15 protein-coding genes are annotated in these 14,127 nt (G+C 35.5%); 11 read left to right on the top strand and 4 right to left on the bottom strand.

The genetic code is table 11. The features are described from left to right. Positions 1-346: 346 nt before the first annotated feature. The gene (locus ACU8YW_RS19445; protein ID WP_000456567.1) at positions 347-616 is read left to right on the top strand and encodes a UPF0223 family protein; all 270 of its coding nucleotides are present in this window, start codon (positions 347-349) and stop codon (positions 614-616) included. 80 nt (positions 617-696) lie between these two features. On the opposite strand, the gene ACU8YW_RS19440 is transcribed toward ACU8YW_RS19445, so the two are convergent. After that, positions 697-1,323: a YktB family protein gene (locus ACU8YW_RS19440; RefSeq protein WP_000175087.1), complete on the bottom strand. Its 627-nt coding sequence runs from the start codon at positions 1,321-1,323 to the stop codon at positions 697-699. Between the two features lie 206 nt (positions 1,324-1,529). On the opposite strand from ACU8YW_RS19440, the gene ACU8YW_RS19435 reads away from it, so the two are divergent. After that, positions 1,530-1,718 carry a YkzI domain-containing protein gene (locus tag ACU8YW_RS19435; protein WP_001250166.1) on the top strand — a complete coding sequence of 63 codons (189 nt, stop codon included), beginning with the start codon at positions 1,530-1,532 and terminating at the stop codon, positions 1,716-1,718. A gap of 88 nt (positions 1,719-1,806) precedes the next feature. Continuing rightward, the gene (locus ACU8YW_RS19430; protein ID WP_087985084.1) at positions 1,807-2,598 is read left to right on the top strand and encodes an inositol monophosphatase family protein; all 792 of its coding nucleotides are present in this window, start codon (positions 1,807-1,809) and stop codon (positions 2,596-2,598) included. A gap of 44 nt (positions 2,599-2,642) precedes the next feature. Here the strand turns inward: ACU8YW_RS19430 and ACU8YW_RS19425 are convergent, their stop codons facing one another. Next, positions 2,643-2,822 carry a DUF5325 family protein gene (locus tag ACU8YW_RS19425; protein ID WP_000400128.1) on the bottom strand — a complete coding sequence of 60 codons (180 nt, stop codon included), beginning with the start codon at positions 2,820-2,822 and terminating at the stop codon, positions 2,643-2,645. 140 nt (positions 2,823-2,962) lie between these two features. Between ACU8YW_RS19425 and typA the strand changes: the two genes are divergently transcribed. The 3 genes from typA to ACU8YW_RS19410 all read left to right on the top strand — a co-directional run bounded on the left by typA (position 2,963) and on the right by ACU8YW_RS19410 (position 5,555). Then, complete coding sequence (gene typA / locus ACU8YW_RS19420) at positions 2,963-4,807, top strand: translational GTPase TypA (protein ID WP_000914755.1); 1,845 nt, start codon at positions 2,963-2,965, stop codon at positions 4,805-4,807. A 155-nt stretch (positions 4,808-4,962) separates the two neighbouring features. After that, positions 4,963-5,265 (top strand): YlaH-like family protein, encoded by a 303-nt coding sequence (locus tag ACU8YW_RS19415; protein ID WP_000893656.1) that lies wholly within the window; start codon positions 4,963-4,965, stop codon positions 5,263-5,265. A gap of 14 nt (positions 5,266-5,279) precedes the next feature. Continuing rightward, entirely contained in the window at positions 5,280-5,555 is a 276-nt protein-coding gene (locus ACU8YW_RS19410; RefSeq protein WP_088064318.1) for a hypothetical protein, read from the top strand. 35 nt (positions 5,556-5,590) lie between these two features. Here ACU8YW_RS19410 and ACU8YW_RS19405 read toward each other — a convergent pair whose 3' ends face one another. After that, complete coding sequence (locus tag ACU8YW_RS19405; RefSeq protein WP_001995040.1) at positions 5,591-5,791, bottom strand: YlaI family protein; 201 nt, start codon at positions 5,789-5,791, stop codon at positions 5,591-5,593. 145 nt (positions 5,792-5,936) lie between these two features. Between ACU8YW_RS19405 and ACU8YW_RS19400 the strand changes: the two genes are divergently transcribed. Both ACU8YW_RS19400 and ACU8YW_RS19395 read left to right on the top strand, forming a co-directional pair. Continuing rightward, positions 5,937-6,392, top strand: coding sequence for a PNPOx family protein (locus ACU8YW_RS19400; RefSeq protein ID WP_000024571.1), 456 nt, complete (start codon positions 5,937-5,939; stop codon positions 6,390-6,392). A 246-nt stretch (positions 6,393-6,638) separates the two neighbouring features. After that, positions 6,639-7,967, top strand: a complete 1,329-nt coding sequence (locus tag ACU8YW_RS19395) for a PhoH family protein (protein WP_000358079.1) — start codon at positions 6,639-6,641, stop codon at positions 7,965-7,967. A 45-nt stretch (positions 7,968-8,012) separates the two neighbouring features. Here ACU8YW_RS19395 and ACU8YW_RS19390 read toward each other — a convergent pair whose 3' ends face one another. Continuing rightward, positions 8,013-8,510, bottom strand: coding sequence for a molybdopterin-binding protein (locus tag ACU8YW_RS19390; protein ID WP_088123318.1), 498 nt, complete (start codon positions 8,508-8,510; stop codon positions 8,013-8,015). Positions 8,511-8,660: 150 nt separating this feature from the next. Here ACU8YW_RS19390 and ACU8YW_RS19385 point away from each other — a divergent pair, with 150 nt between their 5' ends. The 3 genes from ACU8YW_RS19385 (at position 8,661) to pyc (ending at position 14,036) form a co-directional block, all read left to right on the top strand. Beyond that, positions 8,661-8,948 (top strand): Fpa/YlaN family protein, encoded by a 288-nt coding sequence (locus tag ACU8YW_RS19385; RefSeq protein WP_000135698.1) that lies wholly within the window; start codon positions 8,661-8,663, stop codon positions 8,946-8,948. Positions 8,949-9,073: 125 nt separating this feature from the next. Next, on the top strand, positions 9,074-10,255 hold the full coding sequence (gene ftsW, locus ACU8YW_RS19380) for a putative lipid II flippase FtsW (RefSeq protein ID WP_147787103.1): 1,182 nt from the start codon (positions 9,074-9,076) through the stop codon (positions 10,253-10,255). A 334-nt stretch (positions 10,256-10,589) separates the two neighbouring features. Next, complete coding sequence (gene pyc, locus ACU8YW_RS19375) at positions 10,590-14,036, top strand: pyruvate carboxylase (RefSeq protein WP_048546114.1); 3,447 nt, start codon at positions 10,590-10,592, stop codon at positions 14,034-14,036. Positions 14,037-14,127 lie beyond the last annotated feature (91 nt).

Raw genomic sequence — 14,127 nt, 5'->3', positions numbered from 1 at the left:
ATAATATTTATTAGAGTTTGTTTTATATAATCTTGTTCTAAAAAAGTTAAGTGCTTTTTAGAATGAGACTTGTTTTTCTGCCAATCACAAAAGCATTTTTGAGATGGTAGGTTCACTTTATTTTCTATAAAACAAAAGCATTATATCACCAATAATTATAGATGTATAGAAAAAAATATTTTTACAGTGAGCATGTTAAATAGTTATTTCCAATTAACTTATAGAGGAAGACAATTCCATCACAATGAATAAATAGTGTATAATGCAAAGTGGCTATAGTGAAGAAGAAAAAAATCCCTTTAAGATAGCATATTGAAATAAGAAGAAATGATAAATGAGGTGCGAAATGGAATATCAATATCCGTTAGATTATAATTGGTCAAATGAGGAAATGGTTGTAATTGTGAAGTTTTATGAAGCAATTGAGAAAGCATATGAAAAAGGAATTATAAGAGAAGAATTAATGGGATTATATCGTCGTTTTAAAGAGATTGTTCCATCTAAAGCAGAAGAGAAGAAAATTGATAAAGAGTTTCAAGAAGTAAGTGGATATTCTATATACCGTGCGATTCAAAGGGCGAAAGAAACTGAAGAACAAAAGCTTGTGAAAATGTAAAAAAATTTTGAAAAATGAAAACTGAAGTGATATAATGTGATAACAACTAAAAACGGACAATATAAATTGTCCGTTTTCTACTATCGATTACAAAGTGCATATAAAGGAAGGAGTGATTGCATCGTAGATTCAATCTTAGCAAGGAATTGTTCGTTGGTCATTGCTGAAAACTCCTCTGGTGATATATGAATACCAACTAATAATTCTGCTTTTTTCACAGTAGCTAGACGTTCAATCATCTTTTGTAAGTCTTCTGTTTCAAGTGTTTTATGTAATTTTACACTTGGTTTAGTATGGTCAATGGACCAAACGAAGTCATTTGGAATATTTGTTTTTAAATCATTTAAATGTTCTAAGAAGGCGTGAGCCGTCTCCACTTTTTGTGGACACTCATAGATTAAACCAAAGTATATGAAGGCATGAGTACCCCATAATCCAATTTGGAAATGTGGCAGCATTTTATAACCGCGTTTATTTGTTGAAAAAGCAACCCAAGTATCGTTTGGTGGATTGACTTTGCGGCGTGCATGTTTTGCTACATGATAAAAAAAGTTCTCATCAGTTTGTTTGGATAAATACGTTGCAAACTGTTCCCCTAAAGCTTCAAGCTTAGGATGAATGTTCGTTTTAATTGCACTCATTCGTTCTTCGAGACCATCAACTGTAAAGACCTCAAAATCAGTTGACTTGAATGTTTGTAGTGTCATGATTGTTCCTCCAACTCCTATTTTGCTTTTATTTTAGCATAGCTTGTACTATTCATAAAAAAAACAGCACAAAAAAATTTAAATAAAAAAATATAATTTTGTTGCATAGATGATTTATCCAACATAGTATAGTATAAAACAAAAAATCAGAAAATTGAATCAATTCTAGTCCGAGGGCAGACGAATATTGGGAGGAGGCAAATAATATGAGACAGGTGATTAATGCGTTAAAGAGAACAGATGCTGAAAAGAGAATACCGGTGCTACGTTTGGAGCTAGATTATGAATTAGCAACTTTATATGATGCGATGATGGAAAATGATAAACTGAAAAAAGAAGAGTGTGTACAAAAGTTAGAAGTGTTAAGACTTGAAATGATTCGTTTAGAAGCGTAATAATAGTATATGTATAAAAAATTAGTTGGTGCGAACCTTATAAAGGGTTCGTTTTTTCTGTGAACAGTATAGATCGGAGTGTTTAAACATGCAAGAAGTATGGAAAGACATCGATGCACACGCCAAACAGTGGATTCGAGATGCAGGAGAGTTTTTAATGGCATCAATGGAAAAAGCACTTATTATAGAAACGAAATCCAATGCAGCTGATTTAGTAACAAATATGGACCGAGAAATAGAACAGTTTTTAATTGGGAAAATTAAAGAAACATTCCCGAACCATAATATTTTAGGAGAAGAAGGTTATGGAGATGAGGTAACTTCTTCTGATGGGGTTGTTTGGTTAATTGATCCAATTGATGGCACGATGAACTTTGTTCATCAAAAAAGAAATTTCGCAATTTCAATTGGAATTTATGAGAACGGTATCGGAAAGGTTGGACTCATTTATGATCCAGTTCATGATGAATTATACCATTCGGTAAAGGGAGCTGGAGCATTTTGTAATGAAGTACCAATACCTTTATTGGAAAAAGGAACTGTAGAGCAAGGTATTGTAGCTTTAAATGCGATATGGCTTACTGACAATCCAATGCTTAATAAGGAAAGTATGATGGCACTGGTTAAGAAAGCAAGAGGCACGAGATCATATGGCTGTGCAGCGTTAGAGATGGTATACGTTGCAACAGGAAGAATAGATGCATATGTAACGCCGAGATTATCACCATGGGATTTTGGTGGGGGACAGATAATTGTAGAGGAAGTTGGAGGCAAGGTGACAACTTTTTCTGGATCCCCGCTTTCTATCGTAGAGAAGAGCAGCGTATTAGTTGCAAAACCAGGAGTGTATGAAGAGTTGTTACGATTTATAGCGGAGTAACAAAAAAAGTAAGAGGCTGTATAAGCGCTTCTTACTTTTTGACGTTATTTCGATTTACGCATTTTTCTTTTTGTTACAAAACCGTATCCAACTGTAACAAATGTGCCGATAATGCAAATAATAATACCGATGGGACTATTTTCAGCAACCATAATGCCGATACCGATTAAGAAAATAACACCGATAATTGCAGTTAATAAAAAGCGATATTGAATGTGTTCCATTTCTTCACCCTCCAATCTCATTTTACTTTCACAAAAGTAAGAATACAACTATATTTTCATTCTTGATTTTATTTTGATTGCCATTGTATCCCCTTCGCTCTTATAATAGAGAAGGATTAAAAAGACATTAGGAGTTGGACATGTTGAAAAAACGACAAGATTTACGAAATATAGCAATTATTGCCCACGTTGACCATGGTAAAACAACACTTGTTGACCAGTTATTACGTCAAGCGGGGACGTTCCGTGCGAATGAACATATTGAAGAACGCGCAATGGACTCAAACGATCTAGAAAGAGAACGTGGTATTACAATTTTAGCGAAGAATACTGCGATTCACTATGAAGATAAAAGAATTAACATTTTAGATACACCTGGTCACGCTGACTTCGGTGGAGAAGTAGAACGTATCATGAAAATGGTTGATGGTGTTCTACTTGTTGTTGATGCATATGAAGGTTGTATGCCACAAACACGATTTGTTTTAAAGAAAGCTCTTGAGCAAAACTTAACTCCAATCGTTGTTGTAAACAAAATTGACCGTGACTTCGCTCGCCCTGATGAAGTAGTTGATGAAGTAGTTGACTTATTCATCGAACTTGGTGCAAACGAAGATCAATTAGAGTTCCCAGTTGTATTTGCATCAGCAATGAACGGAACAGCAAGCTTAGATTCAAATCCAGCAAATCAAGAAGAGAATATGAAATCATTGTTTGACACAATTATTGAACATATTCCAGCACCAGTTGATAACAGCGAAGAGCCACTTCAATTCCAAGTAGCACTTCTTGATTACAATGACTATGTTGGTCGTATCGGGGTTGGACGCGTATTCCGTGGTACAATGAAAGTAGGACAACAAGTTGCATTAATGAAAGTTGATGGAACTGTAAAACAATTCCGTGTAACGAAATTATTTGGTTACATTGGATTAAAACGTCAAGAAATTGAAGAAGCAAAAGCTGGAGATTTAGTAGCTGTTTCGGGTATGGAAGACATTAACGTAGGTGAAACGGTATGTCCGGTTGAGCATGAAGAGGCTTTACCATTATTACGTATTGATGAGCCAACACTACAAATGACATTCCTTGTAAATAACAGCCCATTTGCAGGTCGTGAAGGTAAATTCATTACATCTCGTAAAATTGAAGAGCGTCTTCGTTCACAATTAGAAACAGATGTAAGTTTACGTGTAGATAATACAGATTCTCCTGATGCGTGGATCGTATCTGGACGCGGGGAATTACATTTATCTATCCTAATTGAAAACATGCGTCGTGAAGGTTATGAACTACAAGTATCTAAGCCTGAAGTAATTATTAAAGAAGTTGATGGCGTAAGATGTGAGCCTGTAGAGCGCGTGCAAATCGATGTACCTGAAGAATACACTGGTTCTATTATGGAATCTATGGGTGCACGTAAAGGTGAAATGTTAGATATGGTGAATAACGGAAACGGTCAAGTTCGCCTTACTTTCATGGTTCCAGCACGTGGTTTAATTGGTTACACAACAGAATTCTTAACATTAACTCGTGGTTACGGTATTTTAAACCATACATTCGATTGCTACCAACCAGTACACGCTGGACAAGTTGGTGGACGTCGCCAAGGTGTTCTAGTTTCACTTGAAACAGGAAAAGCATCACAATACGGTATTATGCAAGTTGAAGACCGTGGTGTAATCTTCGTTGAACCAGGTACAGAAGTATATGCTGGTATGATTGTTGGAGAACATACTCGTGAGAATGACTTAACAGTTAACGTTGTAAAAATGAAACAACAAACTAATATTCGTTCTGCGACGAAAGATCAAACTTCAACAATGAAAAAACCACGCTTAATGACTTTAGAAGAGTCATTAGAGTACTTAAACGATGACGAGTTCTGTGAAGTAACTCCAGAATCAATTCGTCTACGTAAAAAGATTCTTGATAAGAGCGAGCGCGAAAGAGCTGCTAAGAAAAAGAAATCTGTAGAAGCGTAAAATAATAGAACAGCTACCTTTGAGGGGTGGCTGTTTTTTATTGTATTTATTTTTGGAATATTTACTCTTTTTTGTGGACAGTATTTTTTTTGCGGGTTACTCTTGTATTAAGTACATAAATAAAATTTGTTTCTTGTGAGAAAGGGGGATGAATGATGTTAGAAAGAATGTCGTTTTTTGCGAAATTATGTAAAGTTGATGAAAATCCGGAACTAGGGATGTGGTTGCTGTATGGCATCATTATTATATTAAGTGCACTTGTGTATAATTTAGGTTTTGCAAGAAAACTATCAATAATAAAAAATATAGTGATATATATATCGTTAGCGATTGGATGTACAGTTTTAACTTTCTTTGCAGTTTTTTTACCTGTTGGAGAGGGCCTTGTTGTAGCGGCAATTGTACTTGGGATTTATAGGTTGCGTTTACGTCAAGCGAGACAACAAAAAGCAGGGTGAGGGGGCAAATTTTTATGCGTTCAGTACAAGATGCGTTATATAATTGGTTAACAATTAAAACAGTTGCCGAAGCACGTCCAGATGATCGTGCTGCACAAGAAACGTATTTGTTATTTGAAAATATGATATATGAAGAACATAAATTAAAGAATGTGGAAGTTAAAAAGAATGAAGAAATGTATTTGATTACATATGAAATGAATGGAGAAAGAAAATCTGCAAGGTTTCCGTTAGAAGCTATTGATTGTTTTGTGGATCAAATGAATCGTGAACCTGAAAAATATAAATAAGTCCTTATCTATATGATTAAGGACTTATTTACATTTTACCAATCGTCTTCGACTTTTTTATCACGGTATAATCGGAAATTACCACTTGCATGACGTTCCATCGTACGTTCTGCAATTCGTTCCGAACATTCCATGCACATATATGTATGAATAGGGCGGTTACGTAGTTTTTTTGCCATAGGATTTTCATCATCTAACATATCTTTTTTATCACAAATCATACACTTGACTCTCATTTCGTCACCTCAATACGAATTCTATCAGTATAAGTATATCATGGAAGTGTAATATTTTTGAATAATAGCGGGAAAAAATAATATTTTCGCAATTCGAAAAATAAGTTATGATAAGGATATAGTAAGTATATTTGGAGGTGGAAATATGGCGAATGTAGTAGATCCTACATTAACAGATGATTTAGTACAAACGTTACGTAAAGAATGTATTGTTATGGTAGCAACAACAGACTTCGAAAAACAAGTTCCTAACGTAAGTGCTATTTCTTGGGTGTATGCAGTGAGTAAAACTAGTATTCGATTTGCAGTAGATCAACGTTCACGTATTGTGGAAAATATACGGCATAGTACTGGGCTAGTATTGACTATAATGGCGAATGAATCCGTATTTTCCATAAGTGGTGCAGGTGAAATTTTGACTGATAGAATGGAAGGCATTCCTCTAAAATTAACTGTAATAGAAGTAAATGTACAAGAAGTACGTGATGTTATGTTTTATGGAGCGAAGCTTGCAACTGAGCCAACCTATGAAAAAACATATGATATTCGCGCAGCGAAAAAGCTGGATAACCAAGTGTTAGTAGGAATAAAAGAATTATAAATGTGATAAATAAGAAAATAAGTTATTAACTTTTGTAATCAGTTATTGTGATTTTATGTTAATAATTATAATTAAAAGTAATATATTGAATAGAAATGAATAAAAAATAAATAAAAGGTTTCATGGTTATGAATTTCGATTCTACCTCGTTTATACGGTACATATAATTATAACAATGGTTCGTCCATATTTTATGGATGAAACCCTTGTTCTACAAATTTAAAAGTGGAGTCAGGGGGTAACAGGTTGGATAAAATTTATGTGTTAGATACGAATGTACTTTTGCAGGATCCTTTATCTATTTTTTCATTTGAAACAAATGAAGTAGTGATTCCAGCAGTTGTATTAGAAGAGGTTGATTCGAAAAAACGTTATATGGATGAAGTAGGACGAAACGCTCGTTATGTATCTAAGTTAATAGACAAATTTCGTGAAATAGGAAAGCTGCATGAAAGTATTCCGTTAGAAAACGGCGGTACATTTCGTATTGAATTAAATCATCGTTCATTTGTTCAACTACAAGATATTTTTGTAGAAAAAACAAATGATAATCGAATTTTAGCTGTAGCAAAAAATCTATCTTTAGAAGAACAAGAAAAAGAGGACGGGAAGTCTGTTATTTTAGTAAGTAAAGACGTGCTCGTAAGGGTAAAAGCTGATGCAATTGGTTTGAAGGCGGAAGATTATTTAAGTGATCGTGTAATTGAAGTAGATAATATATATTCAGGATTTTTAGAAGGGTATATATCAAAAGAGCAATTAGATTATTTTTATGAAAAAGGTGAATTGCCTTTATCCGAAATTGCAAATCACCCTTTTTATCCAAATCAGTTTGTAGTAATGAAAGATGCATTAGGGGGATCTAGTTCAGCACTTGGCATTGTGGATCATTTAGGTAAGAAGGTAAAGAAACTTATTTTTCACAATGAACAAGTATGGGGGATACGACCACGAAATGTGCAGCAAATTATGGGGTTAGAATTGTTGCTTCGTGAAGATATTCCGCTAGTAACGTTAACGGGGAAAGCTGGTACAGGAAAAACATTACTCGCGTTGGCTTCAGGACTCATGCAAACGGAAGATTTAGGACTATATAAAAAACTACTCGTTGCAAGGCCAATTGTTCCAGTCGGAAAAGATATCGGTTATTTACCAGGAGAAAAAGAAGAAAAGTTAAGACCATGGATGCAACCGATTTTTGATAATCTAGAGTACTTATTTAATACGAAAAAGCCAGGAGAGTTAGATGCTATTTTAGCTGGAATGGGTTCGATTGAAGTAGAGGCCCTTACCTATATACGTGGGAGAAGTATTCCAGATCAGTTCATTATAATTGATGAAGCACAAAATTTAACGAAGCATGAAGTGAAAACGATATTAACAAGGGTAGGAGAAAAAAGTAAAATTGTATTAATGGGGGATCCTCAGCAAATTGATCACCCGTATTTGGATGAATATAATAATGGTTTAACATATGTTGTAGAGAAGTTTAAAGAGCAACGTATTAGTGGTCATGTAAAGTTTGTTAAAGGGGAGCGGTCTAATTTAGCTCAACTTGCAGCGGATTTATTATAAAAGGAGTGAGCTGAGGCTCACTCCTTTTTCTTCCAAGTATACACTTTAAATAATTGTAAATTTACGGATGTTACGGATTGGATTTTGTCTATTAGATCCATCATTGTAATATAGATGAACAGGTCCATCCTCTTTTAATGGCTTTCCTTCTTTTGAAAAACCAAGAATAGCATTTTCTACAGTTTCTAATGGAAGTATTATTGTTTGATCTACTGTTTCAATTTCGACTTGCGTAGCGTCCTCTGAAATTTCGGCGTTAGCAAGAAATGGATGAAATGGTATACCGAACGTTCCAGTAATTAGTTGTTCTTTTTTATATTTCTTTACACTTTGTTGTATCGGTGGAAACGCAGCACCATCACGGATTTCGCGATCCCAATGCTCTGAAGTGTTTTTTAAATAAGCTTCTAGTTCTGAAGTGTTTTCTCTTGTTTCATCAAAGTAAGTTGTCAAATCTACTTTTCGATCATCAAAGATCCAAACAGTTGGATCGATAGTGATTGGAAAACGAACTTTTCCATTAATAAATAAAATTTCGCTCATTGTTGTTCCCCCATTTGTGTTATACTCCCACTTTTCAGTATAATAGCATTAGACACGGTTGTCACAAAAAATGTTTCTATTGCAATTTACTAAAACTATCGCTAATATTAATAGATAGGAGAGAGTAGGACGGAAACGGAGGGAATCAATTTGGCGTCTGAGACAGTATCAAATCATCAGGAAAAGGCACTAGCCCTTCTACAAGCGGATGCGGAGAAGATTTTAAGACTTATTAAGGTGCAAATGGACAATCTTACAATGCCGCAATGTCCATTATATGAAGAAGTGTTAGACACACAAATGTTTGGACTATCCCGCGAGGTCGATTTTGCAGTTCGCCTTGGTCTTATTGCAGAAGAACAAGGGAAAGCAATGTTAGGAGAGCTTGAACGTGAGTTATCTGCACTTCATGAAGCATTTACGAACAAACAACAATAACGGGTTCAAATAGGGGGGCTCAAACTGAAATAGTTTGGGCTTTTTATTTGTATAATAAAGCAGGAAGAATCAATGTACATATGGAATACAACAATAATTAAATTGAAACAGAAAGAGGAAATGAAATGAAAAGAGTATGGAAATCAATGGATTATTCATTATTACTTCCTCTTGTTATCTTATGTGTGTTGGGAGTTATAATGGTATATAGTTCTAGTTCCATTGTCGCGATTTCGTCGAAATATAACTGGCCAGCAGATCACTTTTTTAAAAAACAATTAGTTGCTCTTGCTATTGGAACCGTAATACTTGTGATTGCCGTTATAATCCCTTACAAATTGTGGAGGAAAAAAATAGTTCTTGCAGCGATGGGGTTAGGGAGTATTGGATTACTAACAGCAGCTTTCCTTTTCGGTAAGGTAATCAATGGTGCAAAAGGATGGATACTAGGTATACAACCAGCTGAGTTTGTAAAAATAGCAGTTATTATTACGTTAGCAAGTTTTTTTGCTAAGAAACAAGAGAGGCAAACCCCTTTTTTCCAAGGGATAATACCTCCCTTATTTGTTGTCGGTGGATCGATGGTGTTAATTTTATTACAAAATGACTTAGGAACTGACATATTAATAGGTGGAACAGTGTTAATTATGTTCTTCTGTTCAGGAGTTAATGTTAACTTGTGGATAAAAAGATTTTTATTAACATCTGTCGTGTGGATACCGGCGTTGTATTTTATTGGGGACTATAAATTAAGTAAATACCAAAAAGCTCGATTTTCAGTTTTTCTTGATCCATTTAGTGATCCTCAAAATGATGGATTTCAATTAGTTAATTCCTTTATTGGAATAGCTTCAGGTGGGTTAAATGGTAGAGGATTGGGAAATAGTATACAAAAGTATGGCTACTTACCAGAGCCGCAAACGGATTTTATTATGGCGATTATATCTGAAGAACTAGGTTTTATAGGTGTAGCTATCATTTTAATCTGTTTACTACTTATTATCATTCGTTCGTTTAGAGTAGCGCAAAAATGTAAAGATCCATTTGGAAGTTTAATTGCAATCGGAATTGCAAGTTTAATTGGGATACAAACTTTTGTTAATGTTGGTGGTATGTCTGGATTAATACCACTTACAGGAGTACCTTTACCGTTTATTAGTTATGGTGGTAGTTCTTTATTGGCTAATCTAATTGCGATGGGTATATTATTAAATGTTGCTAGTCATGTAAAACGACAAGAGAAACAACAAAATGAGATAATGAAAGAAAGAGAGCAAGATGGACCGCGTCTTGTTGTAGTAAAATAAAAAACACATTGCACTTTAGAGCGCGATGTGTTTTTTTATGTGCAAGAAACATTAAATAGGATACATTAATTGGTATATACACTAAAAAATATATCACATTAAATTAAATGTGATATACAATTAAGTTGTTAGAAAAGGAAGAGGTATGCTATACTATTTTTGTGAAACAAATTGATCAGAAAACTTATCATTTGTTAAAAAATAAGGTATGATGGATAAAAATAAAGTGAAGCTTTCTAAGTATAATATAATGTAGAAAGTGAAGAACTTCACGCTCTTTAGGGTGTGTATATATTTTATCTCTAGAGTGGTAGGAAAGTAGAGGGGGAAAATCATGACAAAGCTGCAACGTATTCAAAAAGTATTGGTAGCTAACCGTGGAGAGATTGCAATTCGTGTGTTTCGAGCTTGTTCGGAACTTGGATTAAAAACAGTTGCAATCTATTCTAAAGAGGATAGTGGTTCTTATCATCGTTATAAAGCCGATGAGTCCTATTTAGTTGGGGAAGGGAAAAAGCCAATTGATGCTTATCTAGATATTGAGGGCATTATTGAGATTGCGAAAAGTAATCATGTAGATGCAATCCACCCTGGATATGGTTTCTTGTCAGAAAATATTCAATTCGCAAAACGTTGTGAAGAAGAAGGGATTATCTTTATTGGTCCAAAGAGTAAGCATTTAGATATGTTTGGAGATAAAGTGAAAGCAAGAACACAAGCGCAGCTAGCACAAATTCCAGTTATTCCTGGTAGTGATGGGCCGGTAAATTCAGTAGAAGAAGTTGGAGAATTTGCTGAAAAGTATGATTACCCGATTATTATTAAAGCTTCCCTTGGTGGTGGCGGTCGTGGTATGCGTATTGTACGTAGTAGTGAAGAATTAAGAGAATCGTATAATCGAGCGAAGTCAGAAGCGAAAGCAGCCTTTGGTAATGATGAAGTATACGTTGAAAAATTCGTTGAAAAACCTAAACATATAGAAGTTCAAATTTTAGCAGATGAAGAGGGCAATGTTGTTCATTTATACGAGCGTGACTGTTCTGTACAACGTCGTCACCAAAAAGTGGTAGAAATCGCACCTAGTGTGTCGCTTTCAGATGATTTGCGTCAGCGTATTTGTGATGCTGCTGTGAAATTAACGAAAAATGTAAATTATTTAAACGCAGGAACAGTAGAATTTCTTGTAAAAGGTGATGAGTTTTACTTTATTGAAGTAAATCCGCGTGTTCAAGTTGAACATACAATTACAGAAATGATCACAGGGGTAGATATCGTTCAATCGCAAATTTTAATAGCTGATGGACATGCATTACATAGTAAAATGGTAGGTGTTCCGAAGCAAGAGGAAGTAGTTGTTCATGGATTTGCGATCCAATCTCGTGTAACGACTGAGGACCCACTAAATAATTTCATGCCGGATACAGGGAAAATTATGGCATACCGATCAGGCGGTGGTTTCGGTGTTCGTCTTGATACAGGTAATAGTTTCCAAGGTGCTGTTATTACACCGTACTATGATTCTTTACTCGTAAAAGTTACAACATGGGCACTTACTTTTGAACAAGCTGCTGCGAAAATGGAACGTAACTTAAAAGAATTCCGTATTCGTGGTATTAAAACAAATATTCCATTCCTAGAGAATGTAGTAAAACATAAAAACTTCTTATCAGGAGAATATGACACTTCATTTATTGATGCGTCACCTGAACTATTCCTGTTCCCGAAACGTAAAGACCGCGGAACAAAAATGTTAAATTACATTGGGTCAGTAACAGTAAATGGCTTCCCAGGAGTAGGGAAAAAAGAGAAACCAATTTTCCCGGATGCTCGTATACCGAATGTATTACACTCAGAGCCGGTTCAAAATGGAACGAAACAAATTTTGGATGAGCGTGGAGCGGACGGATTAGTAAAATGGGTACAAGATCAAAAGCGTGTACTTTTAACGGATACAACATTCCGTGATGCGCATCAGTCATTACTGGCGACGCGTATTCGTACAAAAGATTTACATCAAATTGCAGAGCCGACAGCGAGAATGTTACCGAACCTATTCTCAGCGGAAATGTGGGGTGGTGCAACGTTTGATGTTGCATATCGTTTCTTAAAGGAAGATCCATGGGAACGATTACTAGATCTTCGTGAAAAAATGCCAAACGTTTTATTCCAAATGTTACTTCGTTCTTCAAACGCAGTTGGTTATAAAAACTATCCGGATAATTTAATTCAAAAATTTGTGGAATGTTCTGCTCAAGCTGGAATTGATGTGTTCCGTATTTTTGATAGCTTAAACTGGGTAGAAGGTATGAGAGTTGCGATTGATGCTGTACGAGATACTGGTAAAATTGCAGAAGCAACAATGTGCTACACAGGAGATATTCATGATCCGTTACGTAGTAAATATGATTTAAATTACTATAAAAACTTAGCAAAAGAGTTAGAAGCATCAGGAGCACATATATTAGGAATTAAAGATATGGCAGGCTTATTAAAACCTAATGCGGCATATGATTTAGTTTCTGCATTAAAAGAGACGGTATCGATTCCGATTCACTTGCATACACACGATACGAGTGGAAATGGTATATTAACGTATACAAAGGCAATTGAAGCAGGTGTTGACATTGTCGATGTAGCAGTAAGTTCTATGGCTGGTCAAACGTCACAACCAAGTGCGAACACGCTATACTATGCATTAGGTGGAAACGAAAGACAGCCAGACGTTAATATAGATTCATTAGAAAAACTATCTCATTATTGGGAAGATGTACGTAAATACTACGCACCGTTTGAAAGTGGTATGAATGCACCTCATACAGAGGTATATATGCACGAAATGCCAGGCGGACAGTATAGTAATCTACAACAACAAGCGAAAGCGGTTGGTTTAGGAGATCGCTTCGATGAAGTGAAAGTAATGTACCGCCGTGTGAATGACATGTTTGGCGATATTGTTAAAGTAACGCCATCATCTAAAGTTGTCGGTGATATGGCATTATTTATGGTTCAAAATCACTTAACAGAACAAGATGTTTTAGAGCGTGGGCATTCTATGGACTTCCCAGGATCTGTTGTTGAAATGTTCTCAGGAGATTTAGGACAGCCATATGGTGGTTTCCCGAAAAAGTTGCAAGAAATTATTTTAAAAGGGAAAGAGCCATTAACAGTAAGACCGGGTGAATTATTAGAGCCAGTAGATTTCGACGCGTTAAAAGAAGAGCTATTCCATAAGCTTGGACGCGAAGTGACGATTTTTGATGTAGTTGCATATGCATTATATCCAAAAGTATTTATGGATTACGAAAAAGTTGCTGAGCTTTATGGAAGTGTATCTGTGCTTGATACACCGACATTCTTCTATGGTATGAGACTTGGTGAAGAAATCAATGTGGAAATCGAACAAGGTAAAACATTGATGGTTAAACTAGTATCAATCGGAGAGCCTCAGCCAGATGGAAATCGTGTTCTTTACTTGGAGTTTAACGGTCAACCACGTGAGATAGTTGTGAAAGACGAAAGTGTGAAAGCAACAGTGGCACAACGTGTGAAAGGAAACCGTGAAAACCCAAACCACATTAGTGCAACAATGCCAGGAACGGTTATTAAAGTAGTTGTTAAAGAAGGCGATGAAGTGAAAAAAGGCGATTCTATGGCAATTACAGAAGCGATGAAAATGGAAACGACAGTTCAAGCGCCGTTCAATGGTAAAGTGAAAAAAGTATATGTTAACGATGGAGATGCAATTCAAACGGGTGACTTACTGATTGAATTAGATCACTAAAAAAGAAAAAGAGCTGTGTAAATGCAGCTCTTTTTCTTTATCCCGCTATTCGCCGGGCAGTAAGACACCCGCCTCAAAATTCAGCGAAAAC

The sequence above is a fragment of the Bacillus pretiosus genome (assembly GCF_052947655.1).
The sequence above is the reverse complement of the archived record's forward strand: the minus strand, read 5'-3'. Positions and strand labels throughout refer to the sequence as shown.

What these genes read in the sequence shown, in the direction of transcription:
- ACU8YW_RS19390 (WP_088123318.1), bottom strand. Translation starts at nt 8,510, where the DNA reads ATGAGCGAAATTTTATTTATTAATGGAAAAGTTCGTTTTCCAATCACT.
- ACU8YW_RS19415 (WP_000893656.1), top strand. Translation starts at nt 4,963, where the DNA reads ATGTTAGAAAGAATGTCGTTTTTTGCGAAATTATGTAAAGTTGATGAA.
- typA (WP_000914755.1), top strand. Translation starts at nt 2,963, where the DNA reads ATGTTGAAAAAACGACAAGATTTACGAAATATAGCAATTATTGCCCAC.
- ACU8YW_RS19445 (WP_000456567.1), top strand. Translation starts at nt 347, where the DNA reads ATGGAATATCAATATCCGTTAGATTATAATTGGTCAAATGAGGAAATG.
- pyc (WP_048546114.1), top strand. Translation starts at nt 10,590, where the DNA reads ATGACAAAGCTGCAACGTATTCAAAAAGTATTGGTAGCTAACCGTGGA.
- ACU8YW_RS19425 (WP_000400128.1), bottom strand. Translation starts at nt 2,822, where the DNA reads ATGGAACACATTCAATATCGCTTTTTATTAACTGCAATTATCGGTGTT.
- ACU8YW_RS19440 (WP_000175087.1), bottom strand. Translation starts at nt 1,323, where the DNA reads ATGACACTACAAACATTCAAGTCAACTGATTTTGAGGTCTTTACAGTT.
- ftsW (WP_147787103.1), top strand. Translation starts at nt 9,074, where the DNA reads ATGAAAAGAGTATGGAAATCAATGGATTATTCATTATTACTTCCTCTT.
- ACU8YW_RS19405 (WP_001995040.1), bottom strand. Translation starts at nt 5,791, where the DNA reads ATGAGAGTCAAGTGTATGATTTGTGATAAAAAAGATATGTTAGATGAT.
- ACU8YW_RS19400 (WP_000024571.1), top strand. Translation starts at nt 5,937, where the DNA reads ATGGCGAATGTAGTAGATCCTACATTAACAGATGATTTAGTACAAACG.
- ACU8YW_RS19435 (WP_001250166.1), top strand. Translation starts at nt 1,530, where the DNA reads ATGAGACAGGTGATTAATGCGTTAAAGAGAACAGATGCTGAAAAGAGA.
- ACU8YW_RS19410 (WP_088064318.1), top strand. Translation starts at nt 5,280, where the DNA reads ATGCGTTCAGTACAAGATGCGTTATATAATTGGTTAACAATTAAAACA.
- ACU8YW_RS19430 (WP_087985084.1), top strand. Translation starts at nt 1,807, where the DNA reads ATGCAAGAAGTATGGAAAGACATCGATGCACACGCCAAACAGTGGATT.